Source organism: Chryseobacterium pyrolae (genome assembly GCF_025153485.1).
Taxonomy (GTDB): Bacteria; Bacteroidota; Bacteroidia; order Flavobacteriales; family Weeksellaceae; genus Chryseobacterium; species Chryseobacterium antibioticum.
In genome coordinates this window covers 471,921-497,727 of the sequence record NZ_JANZQH010000002.1, presented here as the reverse complement: position 1 = coordinate 497,727, position 25,807 = coordinate 471,921, and the positions used below count along the sequence as shown (strand labels likewise).

30 protein-coding genes are annotated in these 25,807 nt (G+C 37.2%); 6 read left to right on the top strand and 24 right to left on the bottom strand.

Annotated elements, in window-relative coordinates; all coding sequences use genetic code 11:
• Positions 1-131: 131 nt before the first annotated feature.
• Positions 132-602: an Lrp/AsnC family transcriptional regulator gene (locus NZD88_RS05640; RefSeq protein ID WP_034703315.1), complete on the top strand. Its 471-nt coding sequence runs from the start codon at positions 132-134 to the stop codon at positions 600-602.
• Between the two features lie 71 nt (positions 603-673).
• Positions 674-1,051, top strand: a complete 378-nt coding sequence (locus NZD88_RS05635) for a hypothetical protein (RefSeq protein WP_259828103.1) — start codon at positions 674-676, stop codon at positions 1,049-1,051.
• A 17-nt stretch (positions 1,052-1,068) separates the two neighbouring features.
• Here NZD88_RS05635 and gwsS read toward each other — a convergent pair whose 3' ends face one another.
• Genes gwsS through NZD88_RS05610 form a run of 5 tightly spaced genes read right to left on the bottom strand, consistent with a single transcriptional unit; the run spans position 1,069 to position 4,380 of the window.
• Positions 1,069-2,148, bottom strand: a complete 1,080-nt coding sequence (gene gwsS / locus NZD88_RS05630; RefSeq protein ID WP_259828101.1) for a grasp-with-spasm system SPASM domain peptide maturase — start codon at positions 2,146-2,148, stop codon at positions 1,069-1,071.
• The gene (locus tag NZD88_RS05625) at positions 2,145-2,327 is read right to left on the bottom strand and encodes a hypothetical protein (RefSeq protein ID WP_169235491.1); all 183 of its coding nucleotides are present in this window, start codon (positions 2,325-2,327) and stop codon (positions 2,145-2,147) included. The genes gwsS and NZD88_RS05625 overlap by 4 nt, the downstream gene beginning before the upstream one ends.
• Positions 2,324-3,226 carry a grasp-with-spasm system ATP-grasp peptide maturase gene (gene gwsG / locus NZD88_RS05620; protein ID WP_259828099.1) on the bottom strand — a complete coding sequence of 301 codons (903 nt, stop codon included), beginning with the start codon at positions 3,224-3,226 and terminating at the stop codon, positions 2,324-2,326. The genes NZD88_RS05625 and gwsG overlap by 4 nt, the downstream gene beginning before the upstream one ends.
• A 6-nt stretch (positions 3,227-3,232) precedes the next feature.
• Positions 3,233-4,126 carry a hypothetical protein gene (locus NZD88_RS05615; protein ID WP_259828097.1) on the bottom strand — a complete coding sequence of 298 codons (894 nt, stop codon included), beginning with the start codon at positions 4,124-4,126 and terminating at the stop codon, positions 3,233-3,235.
• Between the two features lie 50 nt (positions 4,127-4,176).
• Entirely contained in the window at positions 4,177-4,380 is a 204-nt protein-coding gene (locus NZD88_RS05610) for a grasp-with-spasm system A modified peptide (RefSeq protein WP_259828095.1), read from the bottom strand.
• Positions 4,381-4,851: 471 nt separating this feature from the next.
• Here NZD88_RS05610 and NZD88_RS05605 point away from each other — a divergent pair, with 471 nt between their 5' ends.
• From NZD88_RS05605 to NZD88_RS05595, 3 genes are read left to right on the top strand one after another with little or no spacing between them, the layout of a single operon-like run.
• The gene (locus NZD88_RS05605) at positions 4,852-5,406 is read left to right on the top strand and encodes a hypothetical protein (RefSeq protein WP_259828093.1); all 555 of its coding nucleotides are present in this window, start codon (positions 4,852-4,854) and stop codon (positions 5,404-5,406) included.
• Positions 5,407-5,440: 34 nt separating this feature from the next.
• Entirely contained in the window at positions 5,441-5,905 is a 465-nt protein-coding gene (locus NZD88_RS05600) for a hypothetical protein (RefSeq protein WP_259828091.1), read from the top strand.
• A complete protein-coding gene (locus tag NZD88_RS05595; RefSeq protein ID WP_259828089.1) occupies positions 5,902-6,414 on the top strand; it encodes a hypothetical protein in 513 nt (170 codons plus the stop codon). Before NZD88_RS05600 ends, NZD88_RS05595 begins: the two co-directional genes overlap by 4 nt.
• A gap of 172 nt (positions 6,415-6,586) precedes the next feature.
• Here NZD88_RS05595 and NZD88_RS05590 read toward each other — a convergent pair whose 3' ends face one another.
• The 18 genes from NZD88_RS05590 to NZD88_RS05505 form a co-directional block, all read right to left on the bottom strand.
• Positions 6,587-7,534, bottom strand: a complete 948-nt coding sequence (locus NZD88_RS05590) for a transketolase family protein (RefSeq protein WP_073333401.1) — start codon at positions 7,532-7,534, stop codon at positions 6,587-6,589.
• Between the two features lie 87 nt (positions 7,535-7,621).
• Complete coding sequence (locus tag NZD88_RS05585) at positions 7,622-8,476, bottom strand: transketolase (RefSeq protein WP_259828379.1); 855 nt, start codon at positions 8,474-8,476, stop codon at positions 7,622-7,624.
• Positions 8,477-8,582: 106 nt separating this feature from the next.
• Positions 8,583-9,101, bottom strand: a complete 519-nt coding sequence (locus NZD88_RS05580) for a hypothetical protein (protein WP_259828088.1) — start codon at positions 9,099-9,101, stop codon at positions 8,583-8,585.
• A gap of 124 nt (positions 9,102-9,225) precedes the next feature.
• Positions 9,226-9,915 carry an SGNH/GDSL hydrolase family protein gene (locus NZD88_RS05575; protein ID WP_259828086.1) on the bottom strand — a complete coding sequence of 230 codons (690 nt, stop codon included), beginning with the start codon at positions 9,913-9,915 and terminating at the stop codon, positions 9,226-9,228.
• A 94-nt stretch (positions 9,916-10,009) separates the two neighbouring features.
• Complete coding sequence (locus NZD88_RS05570) at positions 10,010-11,569, bottom strand: sodium:solute symporter (protein WP_259828085.1); 1,560 nt, start codon at positions 11,567-11,569, stop codon at positions 10,010-10,012.
• A 113-nt stretch (positions 11,570-11,682) separates the two neighbouring features.
• Positions 11,683-11,970, bottom strand: coding sequence for a GNAT family N-acetyltransferase (locus NZD88_RS05565; protein WP_259828084.1), 288 nt, complete (start codon positions 11,968-11,970; stop codon positions 11,683-11,685).
• 1 nt (position 11,971) lies between these two features.
• Positions 11,972-12,367, bottom strand: a complete 396-nt coding sequence (locus NZD88_RS05560; protein ID WP_259828082.1) for an OsmC family protein — start codon at positions 12,365-12,367, stop codon at positions 11,972-11,974.
• Entirely contained in the window at positions 12,367-12,585 is a 219-nt protein-coding gene (locus tag NZD88_RS05555) for a (4Fe-4S)-binding protein (protein ID WP_169235507.1), read from the bottom strand. Before NZD88_RS05555 ends, NZD88_RS05560 begins: the two co-directional genes overlap by 1 nt.
• Position 12,586: 1 nt before the next feature.
• Entirely contained in the window at positions 12,587-13,165 is a 579-nt protein-coding gene (locus tag NZD88_RS05550; protein ID WP_169235508.1) for a TMEM175 family protein, read from the bottom strand.
• A complete protein-coding gene (locus tag NZD88_RS05545; protein ID WP_259828080.1) occupies positions 13,158-13,697 on the bottom strand; it encodes an NADPH-dependent FMN reductase in 540 nt (179 codons plus the stop codon). The genes NZD88_RS05550 and NZD88_RS05545 overlap by 8 nt, the downstream gene beginning before the upstream one ends.
• Positions 13,698-13,720: 23 nt before the next feature.
• Positions 13,721-14,620 (bottom strand): pirin family protein, encoded by a 900-nt coding sequence (locus NZD88_RS05540; RefSeq protein ID WP_169235510.1) that lies wholly within the window; start codon positions 14,618-14,620, stop codon positions 13,721-13,723.
• A 58-nt stretch (positions 14,621-14,678) separates the two neighbouring features.
• The gene (locus tag NZD88_RS05535; RefSeq protein WP_259828079.1) at positions 14,679-14,990 is read right to left on the bottom strand and encodes a GNAT family N-acetyltransferase; all 312 of its coding nucleotides are present in this window, start codon (positions 14,988-14,990) and stop codon (positions 14,679-14,681) included.
• Between the two features lie 136 nt (positions 14,991-15,126).
• Positions 15,127-16,002: a pirin family protein gene (locus NZD88_RS05530; protein ID WP_259828078.1), complete on the bottom strand. Its 876-nt coding sequence runs from the start codon at positions 16,000-16,002 to the stop codon at positions 15,127-15,129.
• Positions 16,003-16,105: 103 nt separating this feature from the next.
• Positions 16,106-17,509, bottom strand: coding sequence for an MFS transporter (locus NZD88_RS05525; RefSeq protein ID WP_259828077.1), 1,404 nt, complete (start codon positions 17,507-17,509; stop codon positions 16,106-16,108).
• Positions 17,510-17,650: 141 nt separating this feature from the next.
• A complete protein-coding gene (locus NZD88_RS05520; protein WP_259828076.1) occupies positions 17,651-18,463 on the bottom strand; it encodes a hypothetical protein in 813 nt (270 codons plus the stop codon).
• Positions 18,464-18,696: 233 nt separating this feature from the next.
• Complete coding sequence (gene asnB / locus NZD88_RS05515) at positions 18,697-20,376, bottom strand: asparagine synthase B (RefSeq protein ID WP_259828075.1); 1,680 nt, start codon at positions 20,374-20,376, stop codon at positions 18,697-18,699.
• Positions 20,377-20,696: 320 nt separating this feature from the next.
• Positions 20,697-22,364, bottom strand: a complete 1,668-nt coding sequence (locus NZD88_RS05510) for a GLPGLI family protein (protein ID WP_259828074.1) — start codon at positions 22,362-22,364, stop codon at positions 20,697-20,699.
• Between the two features lie 187 nt (positions 22,365-22,551).
• A complete protein-coding gene (locus tag NZD88_RS05505) occupies positions 22,552-23,757 on the bottom strand; it encodes an RsmB/NOP family class I SAM-dependent RNA methyltransferase (RefSeq protein WP_169235517.1) in 1,206 nt (401 codons plus the stop codon).
• A gap of 395 nt (positions 23,758-24,152) precedes the next feature.
• Here NZD88_RS05505 and NZD88_RS05500 point away from each other — a divergent pair, with 395 nt between their 5' ends.
• A complete protein-coding gene (locus NZD88_RS05500; protein WP_169235518.1) occupies positions 24,153-24,497 on the top strand; it encodes a zinc ribbon domain-containing protein YjdM in 345 nt (114 codons plus the stop codon).
• A gap of 326 nt (positions 24,498-24,823) precedes the next feature.
• Here the strand turns inward: NZD88_RS05500 and NZD88_RS05495 are convergent, their stop codons facing one another.
• Positions 24,824-25,759 carry a sulfate/molybdate ABC transporter ATP-binding protein gene (locus tag NZD88_RS05495; RefSeq protein ID WP_259828071.1) on the bottom strand — a complete coding sequence of 312 codons (936 nt, stop codon included), beginning with the start codon at positions 25,757-25,759 and terminating at the stop codon, positions 24,824-24,826.
• Positions 25,760-25,807: the final 48 nt, after the last annotated feature.

Sequence of the window (25,807 nt, the reverse complement as noted above, 5' to 3'; positions counted from 1 at the left end):
TGATATTTTAATGATTTTTATCATCTGTGTTAATTATTGTTAATGTTTGATATAATTTTTTTAGTTAAATTATTTTTTATAAATTTGCAATAAATACATGGATTTTTTAAGAAAATTGTAATTTAACTAATATGAACTATCAACTGGACGAAATAGACAAGAAAATTCTTGATTTCTTAGTCGAAAACACAAGAATGCCTTTTACAGAAATTGCAAAGCAGATGGATGTTTCTGCTGGAACAATTCACGTAAGAGTGAAAAAAATGGAGGATGCAGGTATTATTTTGGGATCATCTCTTAATATCGATTATGGCAAGCTGGACTATCACTTTACAGCTTTCATTGGGATCCTTTTGACAAAATCAAACCGTACTCAAGAGGTATTGAAAGAATTATCAGTACTTCCAAACGTAATCGAAGCGAGCGTTATTTCCGGAAAATATAATATTTTCTGTAAAGTAAGAGCTAAGAATACGGAGGACGCGAAAAGAATTATTTATCAGATAGACGACATTCAAGATGTAATGAGAACCGAAAGTATGATCTCCATGGAAGAGTACTTGAGCGACAAAAACAGATTGATCAACGCTATTTCTATATAATTCAAATTCTAAACGAATAAATATACCAAAGAACTTATGAATATATTCATAAGTTCTTTATTTTTGTACCTATGGAAGAATACAGTTACTTTGACGAGGATCCAAAGAAAGGATGGGGCTTTATTTCAGCATTTGCAGCATTGATGCTGTTCACCATTATGGGGCTTGGAATAGATGTGGATGAATATCTTCAGCATGAGTTTCTTCAGATTCCCAGATGGTACTTTTTCGTTATCTTTTCCATTGATGTTCTGATGATGACCGGGCTCGTCCTGATGTTCTTCTACAGAAAAATAGGCATCTTTATGTTCCCGGCACTGCTGGTCCTGCATTTCTTTATGCATAATTATTATCTGTCTACGTTTTTGTATACGGATGTCACCAATCTTTTCCTGTTTACAGGCTTTGGAATGCTTGCCATTATTCCAAAATGGAAATTTTTCAGGTAAGAATGTAATCGGGAAATTTACATTTTTAATTGTTGCTGATAAAAATGCACAGCCTTCTGTTTTAACGGGCTTTTACTCCAGGCTTCCCACTTTCCTGTATAGGGATCGTAACCGCATTTTAGAGGCTTGGAAAGGTCTAATCCCTGATGGTTTTGGTGGGTGCGTTCTGTATATGCTCTGCAATCCGTACAGATATATCTGAATTCACAGTCTTTACAGACTTCTATCTTGTCTTTGGTGATGTTCCAGTAGTTTTTAAATCCTGGCTTTATCAAGGCTTCTTCAAGACTGATATCGTGAATATTTCCGAAGTGATCAGCCATTAAAGGACAGTTTTTAATGTTACCGCTGAGGTCTATTCCTATTTTTTTATAAAGACAGGAATTGTGATTGAGTGCTTCTGAAACTTTAGAAAAATTGGTGCTGAAATATTTAAGATGTACTTTTCCGCAAGAGGATATGGTAAGGTGATCCCGGCTGAATTGCAAGCTAAATCTGAAAGTGTCTCTGGATCTGAATGGAACTTTAGCACAGCTGTGAAATACTAAACTGTAAACTCTATTTAATGTTTGATTAAGACTGTTAATGAAATTCTCATCTACACTATCATGGAACGGTGAGAATATCTCGATACCGTTCAAAACAGAGTCTTTAAACTGGGAGTCAATATCCTGAAAATCTTTAATCGAAAGTTTTTTATAACAGTAGATGACAAGGTGTTTGACGCCTAGATTTTCCATGGATTGTTTTATTTTATCCAAAACAGAATGATCATCGATTTCTATGAAAATATTAGAAATTTCATTAGGTTCGTAGAAGGTATAAGAGAGTGGCGGGAAATTTCTGTCCCAGTCTCCATCTGTGATGAAACCGTACTCTTTTTCAAGCAGCAGATCTATATATTCCCGGATAAACTGTCTGGATTCTGCCTCATAATCTTTCAGAATATCTTCTACAGACTTATTTTTTAATTCTTCTATAACCTCATATAATTCCAAAGGATATAATTCGGAAGTATTTCTCTGAAGATCAGAGATCAGAATGCGGCTGGCTCCTTTTGTAACCAGAATATTGCTGAATAGATTAAAATAAGTCATAAAAGTCTTGTGAGCTGTTTTAATGGTTTTTCCCTTACATGATGGTCGGTCTGGTATTTTTCAGAAGATGCAAAATAGAGCATGTTGCTGTGGATTTTACCCACGTTTTTGGTCTTAAATATCTCGAGATATTTGAAAGTAAGAGGTAATTTATTTTTTTCGTTGTAGAGTTTTTTCATAAGTAGTCAGCGATTTTTTGTTCCAGTGAGTAATTGCATGTATTGGACATCCCTGTAAACTGCCCAATCGGGTTAATCTCCAGAAAATAATGTTGATCTCCTTTCTTGATAAAATCAATGGATCCTGAGTTCAGATCTAAAGACTTCATCAATTGATGTACCTTTTCTTCAACAGGAGTCGGAAGATTATAAGGAATATTTCTATTAGGCTTTACAGCGTTGTATTTTCTGAAATCTACCTTGGTTTGTTCATCATTTTGTGAAAATATGGCCATAGACCAGCATTTACCGTTGAGGTAGAAAGTTCTTATTTCAAAATCCTTTTCAATTTTCTCCTGAAAGAAGGTGATGAAAAAATCTCCGTCTTCATGCTCTTCAACCACAGATGTATACATGAAACCTCCGGAGTTTTTCCTGATTTCATCCAGCATTGCATTCCCGGTGATGGTCTTGATAATGGTATTTCCGATTTTTGTATCACGGGTATTTTCTGCCAGATAATATTCGGGAACATCAAGTCCTATTTCTTTTGCTTTGTCAAGTACAATCAGTTTATTGACGTCACTGTTGCTTTCCCTATTGATGTGTTTTTTGGATTCAAGCGTTTTTCTCACATAGTCTTCAAGCCAGTGCTGGGTTTCATTCATATTTAAATGAATGGACCTGTTGGCATATTTCAGTCGTTTAAAGACTAAGCCTCCTCTTCTGTACCAGACACTTTTAATTTCATCAAGGAAGAACCTGTTGCGACCGCTTTCCAAGACAATTCTTTTGTTCAGAGTTTTGATTTCAAAGACTTCATCTTCATGCACCCGGATAAATTTTTTATCCATGGCGATCAGCTGTTTAATGACTTCTGTAGTCGTAATCTCATTATTTTGAGAGATAATCAGGATCATAATACATTAATGATTATTTATTTTTCTTTGGAAGTCTTTCGTCATTTTTGAAGACTGTTTGAAAGTAGGAAAACCTACTGCTTGCCGGTTACGGTTTATTCTGACAGAATCTTCAGCATTAAAATTCGTGTCATAATGGGAATATACACCATAAATAGGTTGTAGATAATGGATGTACTGGTATTTGTCTACCATCTCAATATAATCCCTTGGGGTACATTCACCAGACTTCACATATTCCAGTAATTTGGTTTTGAAGTATTCGTAATGCTCTGTTCCTGCCATATGATTGAGAAGAATGCCCATATGCATGAACTGTTCATTATTTCCATAGAGCCCTATTTTTTGCCTTGATGGGAAACCATAATTTTGGAATGTCCAGATCAAAAGCTCAGCATTTTTTTTGTCGTCTTTTACAACAGTTGGGCCCACGCGGGCATTATATTGGTCCCGGGCGGATGCAATACTGAAAGAATCTATCAGTACTTTATTTAAATTTTTTTTCCACTGAAGAACTTTCTGTTCAACACCAATGCTGTCAATGCCATACTTTTTATAGAGTTTGAAAAAATCCTGATCTTCTCTTTTGTATTTCCAGTTAGGTGCCGACTGTGCTATAAGTTTGTCCAGACTTTTTATGCCTCCAAACTTTTTATGGAATTTATCTGCATATCTGATGTAGTTTTCATACTCTTCCAGCCTTTCATTCTGAGCAGGAGGATATTTCCTGAATAGCTTTTTATATTTCCTGATCGTTGCTAAAGTATCTTTATCAGCTCTGTGTGCACTGTCAATGGCATATACTTTATGATAGTAATCAATATAATTCAGTTTTTTACTTTTACACGAAAGAAAAGCGATTACAATCAGTAATGCAAAAATGATTTTTATATAGTTCATTGACATTAGCTTTATATGAAAAATAAAGGGGGTTTCCCCCCTTCCAATATTTAGTCAACTGTTATTGTTCCCACTTGTTTTCCATCATTACAAACGGCTGTATCTCCAGTATTTCCAGGCTGACCGTTTGGTCCTGTTTCTGAAGTTGTTCTGATATTGGTTTCAGCTCTCCCTCCGGTAATACTTGATAGATTGCTTAGTTTCTTGTTTTCTAATGAAGAAAAATCGTTCTTCATTCCTTGAAGCTTTTTCATAATTGAATAATTTTTAATTAATATTTGTGTTGCCATATGAACCCTGACATGGGTTTTGTCATTCCGTATTTCACTCCGTACTGTACACATACAGGCGAAATGTAGAATTTCCAATCAACGTTGATTATTTCAAAACTATCAATAATTAAATCCCTATTATGTGAGTGGTTGTGTGATTTTTTTGCGATTTATAAGGGCCTCATATCGTATTGTACATATTTAAATAAATCCTTAAAACCCAATTATTGTAAAATTTTATCAATGATAGATTGTAAAATATGAGATTGGGATTTTAAAACTCAACCACGAGATGAATATTCTGATTTCTCTATTGTATGAAGGAAATGATGTCTTATACATACAAAAAAAATAGTGGAGAGTGTGCAGCTGGGGATGTTCAAAAGATTTATTTTTTTCATCTATTTTTGTATATTGAGCACTTCATCAAAACCAAAATGACAAAATCAGCGTATGCAAAACCTTAAAAAGCTCAATATTGAGTTAAAAAATTACCTTGAAGAAATTGAAGTACAACTGATTAAAGATATTGTACAACTTCTCAAAGGAGAGAATGTAGATTATCTTGAAGGGAAGACTAAAGTAGATATCAAGGCTTTTTATTTCGAGTATGAGTATGATTATCTGGATATCGTAGCCTGGGCTGTAGATAACAACGGACAAATAATCACAGATACAGTGATATTGCCTCTCCAAAGGAAAAAGCAGATGGGTGAAAGCAAAGAATGGAATTCATTTCTTCCTGAAAAGATATGGACTGCAGCCTCAGATTTCCAGAACAGCCATGAGGACGAAGATGACTTCGATGACCTGTGGGATGAATATAATGAAGAAAAATACAATTTGTTTGAAGACTGGTTCTGTCAATGCTGGAAAGAAGCTTTGGAGCATACAGAGAATAGGGTAGACGCTTACTTTTCAGTTCATGATACCTACTTTAGAACTGATCTCAATACCTTGAAAACGATTAATGACGATGAGATTGCAGAACGCTATGCATCCAAATAAAATAATTAAACATTAAAATACATCACTATTTATTATGAACACGTATCAATTTTACAAAAAGGATGGAAACCTTTTTATTTTCAAAAACCAGCCCATATTTAGTTCGGTATTGGTTATTCTTATAGGTATTGCTGCAGGGCTTGCTTATAAATATAATTTCCCTTTATTAGGCTTATTCTTCATTGTGGTTGCAGGACTGATTATCGCTAATTTCTTTGCAAAAAAGTTTGTGATTGATCCGCAACAACAGACTATTACCTGTAAACCCAGTGTTTTTGTTTCTACAAAAACCTATGATTTCCAGGATTTTACAAATTTTGAAGTTTTAACAACGAAATATCTTGGATTCATTACCATGAATGTATTTCTAAATATTCATTTTGAGGTGAATGGAAAAGAACATAAATTTATGATAGGACAGGCTCTTTCCCATAAAGCAATACAAAAAATGGTGAACGAAACCGAAGATCTCATGCGTTTAAATGAAAACATGCGATGAATACTACAGACCGATATAAATTTGAAGACAACGGCAGTGAAATAAGCTTTATGCCCAATTACAACTTCCTGCGTACTTTAAGATGGTGGTTGGCAGCGGGCATTCTTGCCATTCCGGTGATATATTACTTCAGAAATATACTGTCTGAAAATACCTTTACCATTGCTTCTGTTATATGGGGAATCTATATGGTTTATTTTCTATGGGACCTACTTTTCAAAGTTCCAGTAAAATATATTTTCGATAAAAGGGAGAAGAGCATTTACCGAAAACTATTTCTTACCAAAAAAATCATGAGCTTTGATGAAATGACTTATTTCATTAATGAAGAGAGTGGAGCATACTATTATGTTATCGGGAAAAAAAGGAACCAGTTTGTCAGGAACTACAGGATCAGCAATTATTTTTCAGGTTCTAAAGCATCCCGGATAAGAGAAGATGAATTTCTGGAAAATATATTATATCCTGTGCTGGATATGCTGGAAATTCCGGTAAATAGACCCCAATAATGATCTTAATTGTAGGAAGACAAGAATTTACTATAAATGTCAAAGTAGGTCCTGCGACTATTCTCCTCCTCCGGAGAAGTGGCAAATCAAAGATTTGACGGGGTGGTTAAAAAAACAACTCGGGCTGTTTCGAAGAAACAGCCCGAGCTTAGTTTATAGGATATAACTTATCTTATTTATCTAAAATTCTCTTCACCGCTTCTTTCACAGCAGCAGCGTCGATTTTATATTTCTTCATCAATTCAGCAGGGGTAGCAGATTCACCAAAAGTATCGTTTACGGCAACAAATTCCTGTCTTGTTGGTCTCTTTCTCGCAAGCATTCCTGCAACAGATTCTCCTAAACCACCAAGATAGTTGTGCTCTTCAGCTGTAACGATCTTACCTGTTTTTTCAACTGATTTCAGGATGATTTCCTCATCCAGAGGTTTGATGGTGTGAATGTTGATCACCTCACAAGAAATACCTTCTTTTTCAAGCTCGTCAGCAGCTACAAGAGATTCCCAAACAAGGTGTCCTGTTGCCACAATCGTTACATCAGTACCTTCCTGAAGCATAATCCCTTTTCCAATCTCGAAAGGCATATCTTCCGGAATGAAAACAGGAACTGTAGGTCTTCCGAATCTTAAATATACAGGACCTTCAAAGTCAGCAATAGCAAGCGTAGCTGCTTTCGTCTGATTGTAGTCACAAGGATTAATAACCGTCATGCCCGGAAGCATTTTCATCATACCGATATCTTCCAAAACCTGGTGAGTAGCACCGTCTTCACCTAAAGTAAGACCAGCGTGCGATGCACAGATCTTTACATTTTTTCCTGAATAAGCGATAGACTGACGGATCTGATCATACACTCTTGATGTAGAGAAGTTCGCGAAAGTTCCTGTAAAAGGAATTTTTCCTGTAATGCTCAATCCTGCAGCAATTCCCATCATATTAGCCTCTGCAATACCTATCTGAAAGAATCTTTCCGGTGCTTTTTCAATGAATTTTTCCATTTTCAAAGAACCGATAAGATCTGCACAAAGCGCCACTACATTAGGGTTTTTGTCGGCAAGTTCTGCTAATCCAGCTCCAAATCCTGAACGCGTATCTTTTTTTTCTGTATATGTATATTTCATTTTTTTCTTTACTAAAGTTTTTAATACTTGATAAATGATAGGTCTTAAGATTTAAAACGTTCACCATTTATCATCGATCATTTATGATTAATAATCAGCAGGAGCTTCCAGATATAACTGTTTGAATGCGGTGTCAAGCTGCTCATCATTCGGAGCTTTACCATGCCAAGCGTGGCTTCCCATCATATAATCTACCCCATAGCCCATCTCTGTATGAAGAATGATTACTACCGGTTTTCCTTTTCCTGTTTCAGTTTTTGCTTTCTCAAGAATCGCAATTACTGCTTCAAGATCGTTACCGTTTTTCTCTTCCAAAACAGTCCATCCGAATGCTTCAAGTTTAGCATGCAAATTTCCTAAAGTCAATACATCATCTGTATCACCATCAATCTGACGTCCGTTGTAATCAATTGTTGAAATAATATTATCAACTTTTTTACCTGCAGCATACATCAAAGCTTCCCAAACCTGACCTTCCTGAAGCTCACCGTCTCCGTGAAGCGTGTAAACAATAGAATCATCTCCATCAAGTTTTTTACCCTGAGCTACACCAAGTGCTACAGAAAGTCCCTGACCAAGAGATCCGGAAGCGATTCTGATCCCTGGAAGACCCTCATGAGTAGTTGGGTGTCCCTGAAGTCTTGAATCCAGTTTTCTGAAAGTTTTCAGTTCCTCTACCGGGAAAAAGCCAAATCTCGCTAAAGTAGAATAGTAAACCGGCGAAATGTGTCCGTTTGAAAGATAAAAATGATCTTCATTCTTCCCCTCCATAGTGAAAGGAAGGCTGTAGTTCATTACCTTTCCGTAAAGCGCTGTGAAATATTCTGTACAACCTAAACTTCCGCCCGGGTGCCCTGAATTTACAGCGTGAACCATTCTTAAAATGTCTCTTCTGATCTGCGTAGTAAGAGATTTCAACTCTTCGATACTTTTACTCATTATATCTGATTTATTTGCACGCGAATTTACAATTTTTTAACGGCTTACGGAAATGCAAAAATCCGGACTTAGGATCCGGATTTAGAATTATTTCTTCGAAATACTGATTTTAACAGCCTTCGTTAAGGTATACTGAAATTTCTGTAATAATGTTATTAACAAATTTAAAAGAAAGCTGCGTTCCGGCATCAAGATCTTCTAAAGTGAAATATCCCGTATCTTTAAGACGCTTTTCACCCTTTTCATCCCATGCAGGATGTACGGTAAAACTAGGATAATTTCTATAGGCATTAATCAGATCATCTTTGGTATTTCCAACTCCGATTCCGCTTTTGGTTTTAAATTTTTCGCTCATGGTTGTCAGTCCCATAATACTCACCACATTAGGTTTTGCTTCGCTGATATAGTTCTCGTAGAGATCAACCAGGATCAGCTCTCCATTATATTTAATATTGTTTTTGATCTGTCCGTCCGTTATTTTCAATTTTGTTCCCGCTATCTTTTCTGCTTCTGCTTTTTCCATAAAGATTTTGTAGGGACCTATCCTTAAAGTGGAAACCTCAAAATCCTGAGCATGCATAAAGCTGAATGTGAGTACGAATACGAAAAGCGAAATGATTTTTTTCATGGTTTATAATAGAGTGTATATAGGTTAGAGAGTCAGAGTGTTTTAGAGATTTAGAGTTAATGGTTAGTTGTTGGTTCATTGTTATTAAGTTCTGTCTGATGTCTTAAATCTGATGTCTAGCATCTTAATTCTTTCCTAATGCTTTATTAACAGCTTTTTTAATAATAGGTTCCATGATGGTATAGCCAGCTAAATTAGGATGAATTCCGTCTTTTGAAAGACCTTCGCGCAAACCACCTTTTTCATCACGCATAGCTGTGTTATAATCAATGAAAGTAAGTTTATTGTTGTGTGAATATTGTTTTAACCTGTTGTTTAAGGCATCCACTTTCTGTGTGACATCAGTTATTTCCTTACGCCATGGAAAGGCAGCGGCAGGGAGTACAGACGCAATGATGACTTTAATTCCGTTGCTTTGGGCAATGTCAGCCATCGCTTTAATATTATTGAACGTAAAGTCCGGGTCATAAACGCCAGTGTTTTGGGCAATATCATTAGTGCCTGCATTAATGATCACCAGCTTTGGTTTTAAAGCTACCACATCATTTTGAAACCGCAGCAGCATTTGTGAAGAGGTTTGCCCACTGATTCCCCTGCTCGCATAGTTATTCTCAGAAAAAAATTCCGGATGGCTTTTTACCCATCCTTCCGTAATGGAATTACCCATAAAGACCGCATCCACTTTTTTCTTCGCATTTAAAATGGTCGTATTGTCATCTTTGTATCTGGCAAGATTCGCAAAATCAACGGCACTTTGTGCGTTTACAAATTCGCCTAAAAGTAAGCCTATAGCTAAGAATATTGATGATTTCATACAGTTTTTTAGTTATCAGACGACAGAGCAGAGCCCTGTGAAAATTTAAATGATCATGAATGGCTTTAGTTAAAATTTAAAATGATCTTTCTGATCAGACTACTTTTAAATATTGTTTGTTCTTTACCAGCCATAGACCAATAAAAGTAAGCAAACCATTAAGAATAATCAGTTCCACACCAATTCTGTAATCCGTGTAAGTGGTAACAGATAAATTGATTAAGTAGGTCATCAACGGAGCTAAAAGGGTTACCGCAAGAATTGAATACTTTCTTGAAATCTGAAATTTGGTGAAAATTCCGAAAGCAAACAGGCCTAAAAGCGGTCCATAGGTATATCCGGCTATTTCCATGATCAGATAGACGATTGATTTATCATTCAGGGCTTTAAAAACCATAATCAGCATGAAGAAAACGACGGTGAAAGTTAAGTGTACTTTCATACGAAGATGTTTTTTTTGCTTTTCTGTTCTGGTTTTATCTTCGTTAAGGTTGAGTAAATCAACACAATAGGAGCTTGTTACTGCGGTCAGAGCACCATCAGCAGAAGGGAATAATGCTGAAATCAGTCCAATAATAAAAATAACGGAAATGAACATCGGAAAATGTCCCTGAAGCGATAAAGCTGGGAAGAGGTCGTCTCCCATAATATTTTTTATATTTCCCGCAGCATCTTTAAAACCGAAAATGTTGGTTACCGTTTCAGATTTTGCCAATCCATATTCTGCCCCGTTCTGCAAAGCAAAAAGATAGAGCAGGCCTCCTAAAAACAGGAAGGCAAGATTAACAAAAAGAAGAGTTCCTGCAAACGTCAACATGTTCTTTTTTGAATTCTGAAGATTATCAACAGAAATATTCTTTTGCATCATTTCCTGATCCAACCCGGTCATGGCGATGGTAATGAAAATTCCCCCTAATATGGTTTTAAGGAAAAATGTTTTGGAATTGGGGTCAAAATTGATAAAATGAGTATAATTTTTCTGTTCTAAAATGGTGTATGCCTCACCGAAAGATAGATTAAGATTCGATAAAATATAAACAATACAGGCCACTAAACTGATAATCATGAAGGAAGTCTGCAATGTATCGGTAATCACAATCGTTTTCACACCACCTTCAAAAGTATATAAAAGCACCATCAGCAAAAGGACGAGAGCGGTAACCCAAAACGGAACGCCCAAACCTTCAAGCAAAAAGATCTGTAAAACATTAACTACTAAATACAACCTTGCCGTAGCACCAATGGCTCTGGAAATAATAAAAAAGATGGAACCTATTTTATGAGCTTCTACATTAAATCTCTTTCCTAAATAGGTATAAATAGATGTCAGATTCATCTTGTAATACAGCGGAAGCAAGATGGCAGCAACGATAAAATATCCTATGAAAAAGCCAATCACCATCATATAGTACTCAAAGCCTCCGAAAATATATTCACTACCGGTCATTTTTCCGACTGTTCCCGGAACAGAAATAAAGGTAACGCCGCTTAAGCTGGTTCCTATCATCCCGAATGCCACGAGCCACCATTTACTTTTTTTATTCCCAATAAAAAATGACTGATTATCTGAATTTCGGCTGGTGAAATAGGAAATCACCAAAAGGCCGATAAAATAGATAAATACAAATAGCAAAAGGATGGTTCCTGAATTCATACTGAATTTTTAAATTTTAGCAAATATAGTTTTTTTCTGTTCTGTTAAAAAAAGAAAAAGCCTTTCAGATGTTAAACTCTGAAAGGCCTGTATTTTAAGGGCAGAAATTAGGATTAGTTCACTAAAACATCCTGCAGCTCCTCACTTTTCTGAAAACTTGCTTTGGCAAACGGACAGAGAGGAATAATTTTTTTGTTGTTCTTCCTGGCAAAATCTACCGCAGCCAGAAGCATTTCTTTGCCTACCCCTTTTCCGTTGTAAGCTTCTTCCACCTCTGTGTGGTCAATGATGAATCTTCCTTCTCCGGCCCAGGTATAAGTCATTACTCCTGCGCGTTTTCCGTCTATGAAAGCCTCAAAACTTCCGTGTTTCTCGTCGTTGTTTTGTTTTACTTCGGTCATATTATGAGAATTTGGTTAGTATTTCTATGTCGTTGGTTAATATTTTGTGAACAGGGCAGGCATCAGCAATGGTATACAGTCTTTTCAGCTGTTCATCATCCAGAATGCCTTCAAAGCTGATGTCTCTTTTGAAAACAGCTCTTTTGGTTAAAGGAAAATTTTCGAGTTCTACTTCTACGTTGATGTTTTCCACGTCCCACTCCTTTCTTTCGATGTACATTCTTAGAGTAGCTGCAGTACAGCTTGCCAGGGAGGTTGCTAAGATTTCCAGTGGATTGAAACCTTTATTCTGGCCACCTTTATCTATAGGTTCATCGGTAATGATCTGGTTTTCGCCGGCCGTTACCTCAGTATAATATTTTGTTTTTCCTAAACTCGCTTTTACGGTTACCGCCATTATTGTTGTGTATTGAATTTATAACTTAATGCGCCTGAAGGGCATTGGTCTATCTGGTTTTTAAGTTCTTCAGGACTTGCGTTTTCAGCTTTTATCCAGGGTCTGTCTTTAGGATTGTAGACTTTGGGAAGCATTTTTACGCAAACAGCCGAGTGGATGCACTTCTGGGGCTGCCAGATGACAGTGATACTGCCGTTAGGATATTCGTGAGTTTCCATATCAATTTTCTTTTAATGATTTTTCGATTCTTCGGTCCGGAATCAGCCATATCAGAGCCACGATATAATAAAAACCTATGGCAATATAGGGATAAAAAAATGAAACGGCGATCCCGAGGACGTAAAATATAATCGAGATATATTCTTTAGACTTTGAATGTATGGCTTCTTTTAATCTGGAGTTTTCACCTTCACCCTTGATAATCAGGTTCTCTAAAATAGTATAGGCTACGGCCGACATAATCAGACAAATTCCATAGGTCGCTACCGGATTCTCTGCAAAATGCGTCGTCCCGATCCATTCCGTGGCAATCGGCATCAGCGAAAGCCAAAAGAGAAGATGAAGGTTGGCCCAGAGAATACTTCCGTTGACTTTTTTTACAGCCTGAAACAAATGATGGTGATTATTCCAGTAGATGCCTACATAAATAAAACTGAAAATATAAGCGAGAATTCTAGGTAGAAGAGGCTTGAGACTGGCCCAGCTGCTCCCTTCCGGAACCTTCAGTTCCAGGACCATAATGGTGATGATAATCGCTAAAACACCATCACTGAAAGCTTCAAGTCTTCCCTTAGTCATTGGTTTTAACCGTGTTTTTAAAGTTCTCTATCTTGTCCTTAAGTTCCTTCAGCATATCAGGGTTAATGACGCCGCTTTCCAGATCAAAATTTTCATAAAACTTGGGAAGTGAGAACGTATCCTTGATATCTGCTGCAAACTGCGGAAAAAATGTCTTTGCCGTATTCATCACATTGCCGCCACCGTAACCTCCGGGAGAAGTACTCATCAGAAGCATCGGTTTGTTTTGAAATACCTTGACATTGATCCTTGAAGACCAGTCGAAGACATTTTTAAAGGCTGCACTGTACGATCTGTTGTGTTCCGCAAGCGAGCAAATGATTACGTCACATTCTTCAATCTCTTTTAAAAAATGGTGAGCCTCGTCCGGAAATCCTTTCTTTTCAAGGTCTACAGAGAAAACAGGCATGGTAAAATCATTAAGATCGATCAGATTGATTTCCTCATTCTGAAAATCTTTCAGAACAAATTTTACAAGTTCCCTGTTGATCGAAGTAGAAGACGTGCTTCCTGCAAATGCTAATATTTTCATGGTTTATGTATCTGTACGGGTCGTTATTTTCGGTTTAAAATCGACTTAGGAAGCGGAACGTATTCTTTTTCGTCACCGGGAACCAAAGGAAATGCGTCATGATTCTGATCGTTCCAGTTTACCTTGGCCTGATCCAGCAATTCTTTATCTGAATTCACAAAATTCCAGAATATAAAACGTTCTTCATCAAAAGGTTCGCCACCGAAAAGGTAGACCGTACCGTTTTCACTCATTTCGAATTCACACAATTTAGTGTCTTTAGCAATCATCAGCTGTTTTGAACCGTAAGTATTTCCTTCTGTGGAAACCGTTCCGTCCAGTACATACATGGCTGCTTCACCGTAAAGATCTTTTCCTATGCTTATTTTTTTTGCTTCTTTGGTTTTGATCTCAATAAAAAATAATTTGCTGTGAACCGGAACTGTAGACTTTCTTCCAAACGCTTCACCGGCAATCAGTTTATACTGAATTCCGTCTTCTTCCCATACCGGAATCTCATCCGCCTCAATATGATAGAAAGTGGGTTCTGTCTGCTCCAGATGTTTCGGAAGACCTACCCAGATCTGAAATCCGTGAAGTCTTTTATCGGTATGTCTTAAATATTCAGGAGTTCTCTCGGAGTGTACCACGCCCTTTCCGGCAGTCATCCAGTTTACAGCTCCCGGTTTTATTTCAACTGCACTTCCAATGCTGTCTCTGTGAAAAATAGATCCTTCCAAAAGGTAAGTTAAGGTAGATAGACCGATATGAGGATGCGGAGGAACATCAAGGTTCTGGTAATCCTTCAGCTCGGAAGGTCCCATATGATCGATGAAGACAAAAGGTCCAACTGCTCTTTTTTCACGGAAAGGAAGAAGTCTTCCCACCAGAAAATTTCCTATATCTGCTGCTTTTTCTTCTATGATAAGTCCGATATTTGACATAATAAAGTAATGTTTTGAATTCTGTTTAAGTTAATGAAATAGATCTTTGGGTGTATGGTTACAGTTTGTCGTATCCTTCAAATCTTTCATCAACAATACGTTTCCATTCCGGATGCTTTTTGATGTAGGCAAAAACATAAGGGCAGAACGGAAGAAGTTTTTTGTTATTTTCTTCAATATAAGCCAATGTTTTTTCTACAACAGCCACAGCGGCACCCGTTCCTGCCAGTTCAGGCTCTGCTTCTGTGTGTATCAAAGCGATCTGGTGGCCCATTTCACGGTAATCGATAAATGCGAAATGTCCGTTGATTTCTATTTCGAATCTTTTTCCTGCTTTTACAAGAGGTATACTTTCAAATTCTGGTTTCATAAATTTTGTATTGTAAGTCGCTTGGCAGATCACAAAGACGTAAAATGGTTTGAAACGTACGTCTTTGGTTCACCAAACAGAAGTATATAAAGTTAATAAAAAAGGGATAATGTAAGATTAAGATAAATTTAATTCTTTAATCTTCCAGATAACCGAACTTTCCGGTGTTGAAGTCTTCAAAAGCCTGCTTAATTTCTTCTCTTGAATTCATCACGAAAGGTCCGTGTGGATAGATGGGTTCATTAATAGGTTCTCCACTGATGATCAGGACTATTGAATCTTCATGAGCTTCAATGCTGAACGCTTCGCCTTCATTTTTAAATAACACAAGATGATCTGATGCTGCTTTTTCTTCTCCGTTTACCGTAATGCTTCCTTCAATGACCAATGCTGCTGTATTAAAATGGGCCGGAAAACTGAACTCAGCTTTTCCACCTGCTTTTAATTTAGCATTCATCATATTCAAAGGAGTGAAAGTTTCTGCGGGACCTTTGTGTCCGTTATATTCTCCGGCGATGATTTCCACAAGGCCGTTTTCACCCAAATCAACACGCTCCATAGAACCATTTTCTATAGCCTGGTATTTCGGACAGCTCATTTTATCTTTTGCTGGCAGATTCACCCATAGCTGGACCATCTGGAAAATACCGCCTTTTTTAGACCATTCGGTTTCATGGTATTCTTTGTGAAGGACTCCTTTTGCTGCGGTCATCCACTGTACGTCGCCTTCGCCTATAATTCCGCCTCCTCCGGCGCTGTCATGATGCTCTACTTTGCCCTGATACGCTATGGTTACGGTTTCAAAACCTCTGTGAGGATGGACACCCACGCCTCTTGGTCTTTCTGAACCGTTGAAATGGAATTTTGAATTATAATCTAGCATAATAAACGGGTCCATCCTTTTCATATCTAATCCTTGTACTCCCGGTATAAAATTATGAACCCTAAAACCATCTCCTACAAAATGGGCTGGTTTTGGCGCTACTACGATTTCTACTTTTTTCGCTGTCATAATATTGTGAATTTTATATAACAAAAGTACGGTAGAGAAGAGTCAGATGCATTGATCTGTGTTAAGTTCGTAAAAGGGAAAAATGGCGAAAGAAGATTCCGTCTTAATCTTCTTTAGATTTCATGTTTTTACCATCCGAAATATGAAGTCTTCTGAAAACAAACCCCGAGATAATGGTTAATATTCCTACGGTGAGGAAGGTGTAGCGGAAGGCATTATGAATTTCACCTTCGATCATATTGGAATTTTCAAATAATTTTAAAACAATAAGCCCGAAAGCGATTCCGAAACCGATCGCCAATTGCTGGTTAACTGAGATCAATGAATTCCCGCTGCTGGTCTGGAAGTTTCTCAGATCTGCAATGGAAATCGTATTCATCGAAGTAAACTGGATTGAGTTGAAAAAGCCCAATATGGCAATAATCGGGATGAACCAGTATAAAGAAGTATGAATATTAGGAATGGCAAGAAGGCAGATCAGGGTTCCAATGATGAAGGTATTCACCATTAAGGTCTGTCGGTAGCCATATTTATCTAAAATTTTAATAACGGATGATTTCCCGAATATAGCGGTGAGAGCCATGGGAGCAATGATCCATCCGGAAGTCACCGCCGACTGTTTGTAAGCAATCTGAATCATCAGAGGAAGTAATAAAGGAACGGAGCTGATTCCTAAACGGGTCGCCAGGTTTCCGACAATGCCTACACGGAAAGTTCTTACCTGAAAAAGATCTAACGGGAAAATAGGATTTCCACCTCTTTTTGCATGCTTATAATAATAGTAAAGGAATAAAAAGCCAAGAATAAATACAAAAAGGACCGGGCTAATGTTCTGCATATCTCCGAAAAGCTCCAGTGAAATGGAGAGCAGAAGTGATGCGGCTGCAAAAATTAAAAATCCTTTTAAATCGAAATCAACATCGGTGGATTTGTAATCGGGCATATATTTAATCCCTAAAATAATTCCTAAAACTCCGATCGGAATATTGATCAGAAAAATCCAGTGCCATGAAAGATAATCTACCATATAACCGCCGACCAAGGGACCGAGTACGGGTCCAATCAGTGCCGGAATAATGGCGAAGTTCATCGCTTTCAGTAATTCACTTTTATCGAAAGTCTTGATCAATGCAAGTTTTCCAACAGGAGTCATCAAACTTCCTCCGACACCCTGAATGACTCTGGAAATAACCAAGTGGGTAAGATTCTGCGACATGGAACAGAACAGTGAGCCTAAACTGAAAAGCATCAATGCAAAAATAAAAACTTTTTTCGTTCCAAACCGGTCGGCCAGAAAACCGCTTGCAGGCATGAAGACGGCCAGGGTCAGAACATAGCTGATGATGGCATTCTGCATATTGAGCGGAGATTCATGAAGGTCCCTGGCAATAGAGGGCAGGGAAGTGTTGAGGATGGTGGAATCCAGCATCTGCATAAAAATAGCTGTGGCCAGAATTAATGGAAGTATTTTTTTTACAGAGGTTTGTTGCGGGTTTGTTTCTGTCATTCGTTGTAGACTGGAAATCCAATGATTTTCAGATTTATTTATAGGGTAAGAAATTCCTGTTTTTTAAACAGTCTGATCCTTAGATAAAGAATTTAGTATAAAATTAAAAAAGTCCTGTGAATTTTCACAGGACTTTTCAATTTATTTTCTAGGTTTTTCTACTCCTTTCCATTCGTTGCCGGCTTTTCTGTACTGGCTTAAGATGAAGGTTTTGAAATCTTTTGTTTTGTACTCGATATTATCAGTGTTTTGTTCGAACGGCATGATGTAATAATAATCAACATCCGTCTTATCTGATTTGGTCCCTTTTTTCACAGTCGGAACATATTTAGAGAACTTATAGCTTGGAAGATACTGTTTTAACCTTACGTAAAAATCTTTGTCTTCTTTTTCATTAGGAATGATGTCTATAATATTTAAATCATCTTTTTTCTTGTTGATCCATAAATAATAAGTTTTTTCTTCTCCTAAATTTCTGTTTAAAGAATTGAAGGCAAATAATTCCTTAGGAACCAGCTCCTTGATCTTTTCAGGATCTACCTTCGTATAAAACTGTCCTTTGGATGGATCCACATAGGTTTCAAGATTGTACATCAAAACCGAATTGTTTTCGAATTTTTTATTCTTAAAATATTGATTTAAAGATAATTCTGCCGTTGCTCTAAGTTCTTTTCCTCTGTCATCCAATTTTTTGGTAGGATTCTGAGGATTTACTTTTTTCACGAACTCATATAAAACAATAGGTTTTACATCTTTAAGGTGAGGATACGTTTTCAGCTGCTCCGCTTTTACCAGCCAGTAGAACTGCTGATAATAGTCGTCCTTATCCTGATCTTTTACAGTCTTATAAGATAAAGCAAGCTTTTTTGAATTTAAGTATTTGCCATATTTTCCCTGTCCGAAAGCAAAACTGATGGATAGTAAGGCAAATAAAACAGTAAGATTTCTTCTCATTTTTTTATAATTGATATTTTCGTTGTCCAAATATAATTATTTCTTGGATATTATTTTTGATTGTCAGTTAAATTATATTATATTATTAACGTTTATTCAAAAGAAAATCCTGTATGGCTACAGGATTGATAAAATTTTCAGTGTTGGAGACTAAAGATTAGAAGATAGAGACGAGAAGTGAGAGAGTGGATTTCAGGATTGATATTCTTCACTCATCACTTTTCACTTATCATTTATGCTTCACTTCCGTATGATGTTTCATGCACTTTCACCGCTCTTCCACTTGGATCGTTCATTTTTTTGAAAGCTTCATCCCATTCTAAGGCGATAGGCGTGGAGCAGGCTACAGAAGGTACCGAAGGAACTGTTGCTGCTGCAGTTTCACTTGGAAAATGCGTTTCAAAAATTGTTCTGTAACGGTATTCTTCTTTGTTTTGAGGGGTGTTCAGCGGGAATCTGAATCTGGCGTTCGTCATCATTTCATCAGTCACTTCTTTTTCAGCAACTTCTTTTAAGGTATCGATCCATGAATATCCCACACCGTCTGAAAACTGTTCCTTCTGTCTCCAGATAATAGATTCCGGAAGAACATCTTCAAACGCTTTTCTTAATACCCATTTTTCTATTTTTCCTTCTGCAACGTTGATCATTTTGTCTTTTGGATTCACGTTCATGGCAATGTCCATAAATTCTTTATCCAGGAAAGGAACCCTTCCTTCAATTCCCCAGCTCATCAATGCTTTGTTGGCTCTTAAGCAGTCATATAAATGAAGCTTGCCTAATTTTCTTACCGTTTCATCGTGGAATTCTTTCGCGTTCGGAGCCTTATGGAAATACAGGTATCCTCCGAACAGCTCATCTGCACCTTCTCCTGAAAGAACCATTTTGATTCCCATGGATTTGATCACTCTTGCCAAAAGATACATTGGCGTAGAAGCTCTAATGGTTGTTACATCGTAAGTTTCCAGATGATAGATCACGTCACGTACAGCATCCAGTCCTTCCTGAACAGTAAAATTAACTTCATGATGTACGGATCCGATATGGTCTGCTGCTTTTCTTGCTGCGGCCAGGTCAGGAGATCCTACCAGTCCTACCGCAAAACTGTGAAGTCTCGGGTACCAGGCTTCCTGGGTATCTCCGCTTTCCACTCTCTGTCTTGCAAATTTGGCAGTAACTGCTGAAATCACAGATGAATCCAATCCTCCGGAAAGGAGAACTCCATAAGGAACATCGCTCATCAACTGTCTGTGAACTGCGTCTTCAAGGCCTTTTCTTATTTGGGCAATATCGGTTTCGTTGTCTTTTACGTTGTCAAAACTTTCCCAGTCTCTTTTGTACCACTGTTGAAGTTCCGATCCATCCGGACTGTATAAAAGGTGTCCCGGAAGGAATGTTTCAATCGTTTTGCATATGCCTTCCAATGCTTTTAATTCAGAAGCAACGTAGAAGTTTCCGTTTTTATCCCATCCCTGGTAAAGCGGGCAGATTCCCATGTGATCACGGGCGATCAGATAGATTCCTTTCTCTATATCATAAAGGGCAAATGCGAAAATTCCGTTAAGTTTTTCAATGAAATCTTTTCCGTACTTTCTATAGAGTGCCAGGATCACTTCGCAATCTGATTGAGTTTGAAATTCGAAATCAGGAAATTCTTCTTTTAGTTCTCTATGGTTATAGATTTCCCCGTTCACTGCAAGAACTACTTTTTCGTCCTTGGTGAATAAAGGCTGTTTTCCTGAAGTAGGATCTACGATAGCCAGCCTCTCATGAGAAAATACTACTTTGTCATCCTGAAAGACACCGCTCCAGTCCGGACCGCGGTGACGGATTTTTTTTGACATTTCTAAGACCTGAGGTCTTAATATTTCAGTCTTTTGTTTGGCGTCAAACAAACATACTATTCCACACATATTGTTACTTATTTGAAGCAAAATTAGCTTTGATGTTTAAAAATAACAATAAAAAATCAATAAAAGTTAATATTTTTAACTTAATAATTTATTTTAATGAATAAAATTAACTATTCGTGCCGATTATTGCGTATTTAATTGATTTTTTTCGCCGGGCCATAAAGTGGTTTATTATTCTATACAAAATTAAAATGAAATAATACTTAATATATGGTAATTTATTATTTGAATTTTAGCCCTTACTTTGTGGCTCGAAATAATTTTTTTTCATCATTTGTGTTTTTACCTTCTTGCAATTCTCTTTGCAAGAAGGTTTTGTTTTATTGGGACCCTAACAGAACACCTGAAACATTCCATGAACTGAAACTTGTGCCTTCCGAAGCCCCTTGAGGGATCTTTACCTGTATGGTGTGTTTTCCGGCTTTCAGATCTCCGAGAGGAATGAAATTAGGGTTTGTAACAGTCCCGGGACACCAGTTGGACCTGCTGAGGTCTGATGAAGAAAGCCCATCCGGAAAATTCCCCGATGCGGGGTTGTAAAGTCGGTACGAGCCGCAATCTGATCTCCATGGAACGAAAGAAGATGCCCTCTTTCCGTCAAGGAATATAGAATTGGTTTTAGGAACAAATTCATCCCCGTTTTCCCAGCCTCCGTGTCCGGTGGTGATGTATCTCAGTTGAGCATTTTTCAGATCCTTTTTTAATGTAAATTCTACAAAAAGACCTTTATCCTGATTAAACATGGTTGAATAATCCTGACCGGCCATTTCCATAATATTTAAAGTATTGAAAAGAGGAATAGCCGTATTGTTTTTGTAAACAGTCTGATCGCTTTTATGAATGGTGATCTCAAGGCTCACTTTATGACCGCCCTTATCGTAATTTCCGATGAAAGCTCCAACCCAAAGTTCTTTTTCAGAAAGAGAAGGTTTTAGTTCTGTAATATCCTGACGGTACGGACTAATGGTCTGCCAGTCTTTTCCTTTCAATTGGATATGGTTGAATTTCTGAATTCCGAAAGCCGTAAAAAAGCGCATCATTTCTACAGCGGGACTGTAATTTTCGGTAGCTGTTACCCCATAATATTGCTTTCCGTTTCCGTTGTCATAGACAGGAAGTGTTTTAGCTCCTTTTTCAAGTCCGTCAAAAAAAGAAGAAGCTTTATCCTGAGGAATAAAGAATACAGTTCCCGTTCTGTCGTAGGCATCACCATTAGATTGTTGTTTAACTTCAACAAAAATATTTTCACCTTCTTTAATTACTGGGAATTTTATTTTTTTAAGGATAATGGTTCCGTTAGCAAACTTTTTAACGGCCTCAGTTGATTTTGATTCCTCTGAAAAATTGATCGTTTCATTTTCGAAAACTTTCAAAGTGGTAAAACGGCTTTTCCAAAGAAGATCTTTGTAGCCCAACAGGTCAGTAGACGATACGGAACCTTTTATAATATGATCAATCTCCGCTTTTTTAACCTTTTTGATCGAGCTGGCAGTCATCAGTGAATTTTTATTTCTTTCAATCTCTAAAACAAATCCTAAATTTTGTCCCAAAACAGAAGGTCCGCCATTGATCTTTAAATCATTGGTATACCAAACCTCTATCATATTGGAATTGATTTTTGTGACTGCTTTTTTACAATAGTAGCCTAATATTTTTTTTGTTTCGTTAGTTAGCTCAAAGTTCTGTTTTCCTATGGATTCTTTATCTGAAGACGAAATAATTTCTCCCGGCTTGAGGAAAGCATAAGAAACGATTATATTAGAAGGTTTTTCAACTTTGGTGATCTCAAACGGATAGTCACTTTTCTGTTCCCGGATTGTATTATTCAGAATAAAATTTTCTTTACCATCTGCCCAGACAAGAGTAGGGGACTGCTCAGTAAGAACTTTTCCGTTGGATGAACTGGTGTATTGGACCTCATAAGTCTGTGCATACGAGAGGCAGCATACAAAGAAGGCAAGGAAGTGGAATAGAGTTTCTTTATACATAGGTACAGGTTTTCTGCAAAGATAATATCTGTGATCAGTTTATATAGATTTTAATATAAGTAGGGATTAGTAATAAAGATGTTACATACAATCTTATAATATTAAAAAATTATATTGGGTTACCATTTTTCAACAAAAAAAGCTGCCCTAAGATAGGGCAGCTGTATATTTTTATGTCGATGTCTGATTAAGAAACTCTTTCGATCAAAGCCATATAGAATCCATCGTAACCCTGGCTTGGCATTACTTTGTCATCTTTAACTAACTTAAAGCCTTCGTTGTTTTTCAGGAATTCTTCCACCTGTAAATTGTTTTCAGATGGTAAGATAGAACAGGTAGCATAGACCAATTTTCCACCTACTTTTACCATTTTGGAATAATCCTGAAGAATCTGCTGTTGTTCTTTTTTGATTCTGTCGATGAAATCCTGGTCAATTTTCCATTTACTGTCCGGATTTCTTTTTAAAACACCAAGTCCTGAACAAGGTGCGTCAATAAGAAGTCGGTCTGCTTTATCATAAAGACGTTTGATTACTTTGTTGTCAGAAATCATTCGGGGCTCAATATTGTGCGCTCCTGCTCTTTTTGCACGACGTTTCAGCTCAGCAAGTTTCCATTCGAAGATATCTAAAGCTATGATTTGACCTTTATTTCCCATCAATGCAGCCAAGTGAAGTGTTTTTCCACCTGCTCCTGCACATGCATCTACCACTCTTTGTCCTTCTTTTACATCAAGGAAATATCCGATTTTCTGTGAAGAACCATCCTGAACTTCAAATAAACCTTCTTTAAAAGCTGTGGTAAGAAAAACGTTCTTCTTTTCCTCAAGCTGTACAGCATCCGGATAGTCTCTCACAGTATAAGCTACTACACCCTCATCAGAAAGATCAGAAATAAGTTCTTTTGGACTTGTTTTCAGTCTGTTTGCTCTTAGAACAGTTGGAGCCTGCTCATTTAAAGCACGCATTTCTTTTTCCCAACCTGGACCTAGTTCTTTTTCTAAAGTTTCAGCCAGCCACTCAGGAATAGAATGTTCAATAGCCTTTGTAGGAACTGTATTCTTTTTAAGCTTGGTAAGAATATCAGCGATTTTAATTCCGTCGAATTCTTCAAACTTTTTATAATTGGTCTTGCTCCAAAGCAAATAGGCGATGATTAGTTTGTAAATATTAGTAGGTTTTACCCCTTCACCCATATAGTACTCAAGACGTTTTTTCCAGCGGATAATATTATAGAAAATCTCAGAAACAACGGCTCTGTCCTGGCTTCCCCATTTTCTGTGGGCTTTTAAAAGTCTTTCGATTACCTTATCGGCATATTTGTTTTTCTCGAAAAATGTTTCCTGTAAAGCATCGTGAATTCCGATCGCTAAGTTTCTGTGAATAAGTTCCATAAATTTGCTTCGCTGTTTGAATCTGCAAAAGTACGAATTATAGTTGAGAGTTGAGACGGGATTCGAGTTTCGGGGTTTAAGTGTTTCAGGATGCGAGATCGTAAAGTTTGAGAGTACTAGGTTTTTAGAGTGAATGAGTTCAGCATTAATTATGGGTGTTTTCTACTCCAAATAGTTGGGAATTATGAATCACTACCCTAAAAGTCTCAAATCTCATGTCTGAAATCTGATGTCTAATATCTGGCCTCTAAAAATCTTGATTCTAGTCTCACCTTTCACTTACGAAGCAAAATTCACAATTGACGTTTTCAAATCTCAATCTCAGCAAGTCTGATGTCTTGTGTCTGAAATCTGACATCTAAAACAAAAATCTTACCTTTGCAAAAATCAAAAATATGAGTGATACTGTACTTTGTCCGAAATGCAGCTCTGAGTTTACTTACCCGAGCGACGATATGATGACCTGTTCTCAATGTTTCTATGAATGGAGTCCTGAAGAAACGGCTGCTGAAACGTCTAATGAAGGGAAAATCCTGGATTCAAACGGGAATGAGCTTTTGGATGGGGATTCTGTGGTTGTTATTAAGGATCTTCCTGTAAAAGGTGCTCCAAAACCGGTAAAAGCAGGGACTAAAGTTAAAAACATCCGTCTGAGACCAGACAGTGATCATAATATTGACTGTAAAATTGATGGTTTCGGTTCTATGGCCTTGAAATCAGAATTTGTAAAGAAGGCTTAATCGCTTTTGGCAATCGGCTTAGAAATGCTGGTAGCGCTTACAGAAAAAAAATAAAAAAAAGGAAAAGATTGGACAGTGTAATCTTTCAAAGACTTAATTGCAGGGAGGTGCTAATGTCCGTCTCAGGGCAGAAAGAGAATTAACCAAAAATTTCCTTATGCTGTGGAAGTACAAATGTAAGTAAAAGTTTTAAACGGCTTCTTAGATTTGTGCTTTTTTTTATCCACATATTAACAATAAGTATAAGGAAATGTAGGAGTTATGATAAGTGTCGGAAGAGGGGTTCACTGAAATAAGTGGGTGATATTAAAGGAAGTTACTGTTGTTTAAACAAACGAAATTTTAATATTTCCTTCCACTTTTTCATCTGTATAGACAATAATCTCTTTGTTCAGAACTTTGATTTTATTCCAGTAATGGTTTCCGGCAAACCTGCTTTCGAGAAGTTCGGCTTCGATACCATCGTTTGAAATTTTTATTTCTTTAGGATAGTATGAAAATTTGGAAAGCTGAAATTCCGCTTTTTCGTCTTCACTGAAAATATTAACTTCCCCGAAAAGTTTGGCTACATAAGAATTGTAAGGTCGTCTGTAAGTTTCTTCCGGACTGTCATTCTGAATCAGTCTTCCATCTTTCAAAATAACGATCTGGTCAAGCCATGGCATGATATCCTGAAGTTCATGGGTGGAAATGATCAGGGAAATCTGATGTTGTTTCACATACCTGAACAGTCTTTCACGAAGTTGTATTTTTCTTGGAAAATCCAGATTACTGAAAGGCTCGTCTAAAATAAGCAGTTTAGGCAGTACAGAAAGGGCCCTGGCAATGGCAACCCGCTGCTGCTGGCCACCGCTTAAATATTTAGGAAGAATATGGGCAAATTCCTGAAGTCCTACCACTTCCAGAAGCTCCATGACAGTTTCTTTTTTTTGAGCCAAATTGATATTGGAAATAAATTTACCTACATTTTCGGCAACGGTGGCGTAAGGCATCAGATCAAAATTCTGGGCCACCAGTTTCATCTCAGCTTCTCCGGGAACAATATTTCCTTTAGGGCCCAAAAGCTTGGTTCCGTTAAAAACAATTTCACCACTTTCCCAGTCCAAAAGCCCATAAATCAGGTTAAGCATTGTAGATTTTCCACAGCCGCTTTCTCCTGCCAGTGCAATGATTCTGCCTTCCTCAAAACCCAGATTAAGGTTCTGAAACAGGGGGTTATCTTTGGTATGGGAAAAATATAAATTGTTTATTTCTAAAAGCATAATACAAATGTAAGGTTTTTATGAAAAAATAAAATTTTTTATTATATT

Excerpts from the sequence above, each read along its gene's own strand:
- NZD88_RS05640 (WP_034703315.1), top strand. The coding sequence starts at position 132 with ATGAACTATCAACTGGACGAAATAGACAAGAAAATTCTTGATTTCTTA.
- NZD88_RS05635 (WP_259828103.1), top strand. The coding sequence starts at position 674 with ATGGAAGAATACAGTTACTTTGACGAGGATCCAAAGAAAGGATGGGGC.
- gwsS (WP_259828101.1), bottom strand. The coding sequence starts at position 2,148 with ATGACTTATTTTAATCTATTCAGCAATATTCTGGTTACAAAAGGAGCC.
- NZD88_RS05625 (WP_169235491.1), bottom strand. The coding sequence starts at position 2,327 with ATGAAAAAACTCTACAACGAAAAAAATAAATTACCTCTTACTTTCAAA.
- gwsG (WP_259828099.1), bottom strand. The coding sequence starts at position 3,226 with ATGATCCTGATTATCTCTCAAAATAATGAGATTACGACTACAGAAGTC.
- NZD88_RS05615 (WP_259828097.1), bottom strand. The coding sequence starts at position 4,126 with ATGAACTATATAAAAATCATTTTTGCATTACTGATTGTAATCGCTTTT.
- NZD88_RS05610 (WP_259828095.1), bottom strand. The coding sequence starts at position 4,380 with ATGAAAAAGCTTCAAGGAATGAAGAACGATTTTTCTTCATTAGAAAAC.
- NZD88_RS05605 (WP_259828093.1), top strand. The coding sequence starts at position 4,852 with ATGCAAAACCTTAAAAAGCTCAATATTGAGTTAAAAAATTACCTTGAA.
- NZD88_RS05600 (WP_259828091.1), top strand. The coding sequence starts at position 5,441 with ATGAACACGTATCAATTTTACAAAAAGGATGGAAACCTTTTTATTTTC.
- NZD88_RS05595 (WP_259828089.1), top strand. The coding sequence starts at position 5,902 with ATGAATACTACAGACCGATATAAATTTGAAGACAACGGCAGTGAAATA.
- NZD88_RS05590 (WP_073333401.1), bottom strand. The coding sequence starts at position 7,534 with ATGAAATATACATATACAGAAAAAAAAGATACGCGTTCAGGATTTGGA.
- NZD88_RS05580 (WP_259828088.1), bottom strand. The coding sequence starts at position 9,101 with ATGAAAAAAATCATTTCGCTTTTCGTATTCGTACTCACATTCAGCTTT.
- NZD88_RS05575 (WP_259828086.1), bottom strand. The coding sequence starts at position 9,915 with ATGAAATCATCAATATTCTTAGCTATAGGCTTACTTTTAGGCGAATTT.
- NZD88_RS05570 (WP_259828085.1), bottom strand. The coding sequence starts at position 11,569 with ATGAATTCAGGAACCATCCTTTTGCTATTTGTATTTATCTATTTTATC.
- NZD88_RS05565 (WP_259828084.1), bottom strand. The coding sequence starts at position 11,970 with ATGACCGAAGTAAAACAAAACAACGACGAGAAACACGGAAGTTTTGAG.
- NZD88_RS05560 (WP_259828082.1), bottom strand. The coding sequence starts at position 12,367 with ATGGCGGTAACCGTAAAAGCGAGTTTAGGAAAAACAAAATATTATACT.
- NZD88_RS05555 (WP_169235507.1), bottom strand. The coding sequence starts at position 12,585 with ATGGAAACTCACGAATATCCTAACGGCAGTATCACTGTCATCTGGCAG.
- NZD88_RS05550 (WP_169235508.1), bottom strand. The coding sequence starts at position 13,165 with ATGACTAAGGGAAGACTTGAAGCTTTCAGTGATGGTGTTTTAGCGATT.
- NZD88_RS05545 (WP_259828080.1), bottom strand. The coding sequence starts at position 13,697 with ATGAAAATATTAGCATTTGCAGGAAGCACGTCTTCTACTTCGATCAAC.
- NZD88_RS05540 (WP_169235510.1), bottom strand. The coding sequence starts at position 14,620 with ATGTCAAATATCGGACTTATCATAGAAGAAAAAGCAGCAGATATAGGA.
- NZD88_RS05535 (WP_259828079.1), bottom strand. The coding sequence starts at position 14,990 with ATGAAACCAGAATTTGAAAGTATACCTCTTGTAAAAGCAGGAAAAAGA.
- NZD88_RS05530 (WP_259828078.1), bottom strand. The coding sequence starts at position 16,002 with ATGACAGCGAAAAAAGTAGAAATCGTAGTAGCGCCAAAACCAGCCCAT.
- NZD88_RS05525 (WP_259828077.1), bottom strand. The coding sequence starts at position 17,509 with ATGACAGAAACAAACCCGCAACAAACCTCTGTAAAAAAAATACTTCCA.
- NZD88_RS05520 (WP_259828076.1), bottom strand. The coding sequence starts at position 18,463 with ATGAGAAGAAATCTTACTGTTTTATTTGCCTTACTATCCATCAGTTTT.
- asnB (WP_259828075.1), bottom strand. The coding sequence starts at position 20,376 with ATGTGTGGAATAGTATGTTTGTTTGACGCCAAACAAAAGACTGAAATA.
- NZD88_RS05510 (WP_259828074.1), bottom strand. The coding sequence starts at position 22,364 with ATGTATAAAGAAACTCTATTCCACTTCCTTGCCTTCTTTGTATGCTGC.
- NZD88_RS05505 (WP_169235517.1), bottom strand. The coding sequence starts at position 23,757 with ATGGAACTTATTCACAGAAACTTAGCGATCGGAATTCACGATGCTTTA.
- NZD88_RS05500 (WP_169235518.1), top strand. The coding sequence starts at position 24,153 with ATGAGTGATACTGTACTTTGTCCGAAATGCAGCTCTGAGTTTACTTAC.
- NZD88_RS05495 (WP_259828071.1), bottom strand. The coding sequence starts at position 25,759 with ATGCTTTTAGAAATAAACAATTTATATTTTTCCCATACCAAAGATAAC.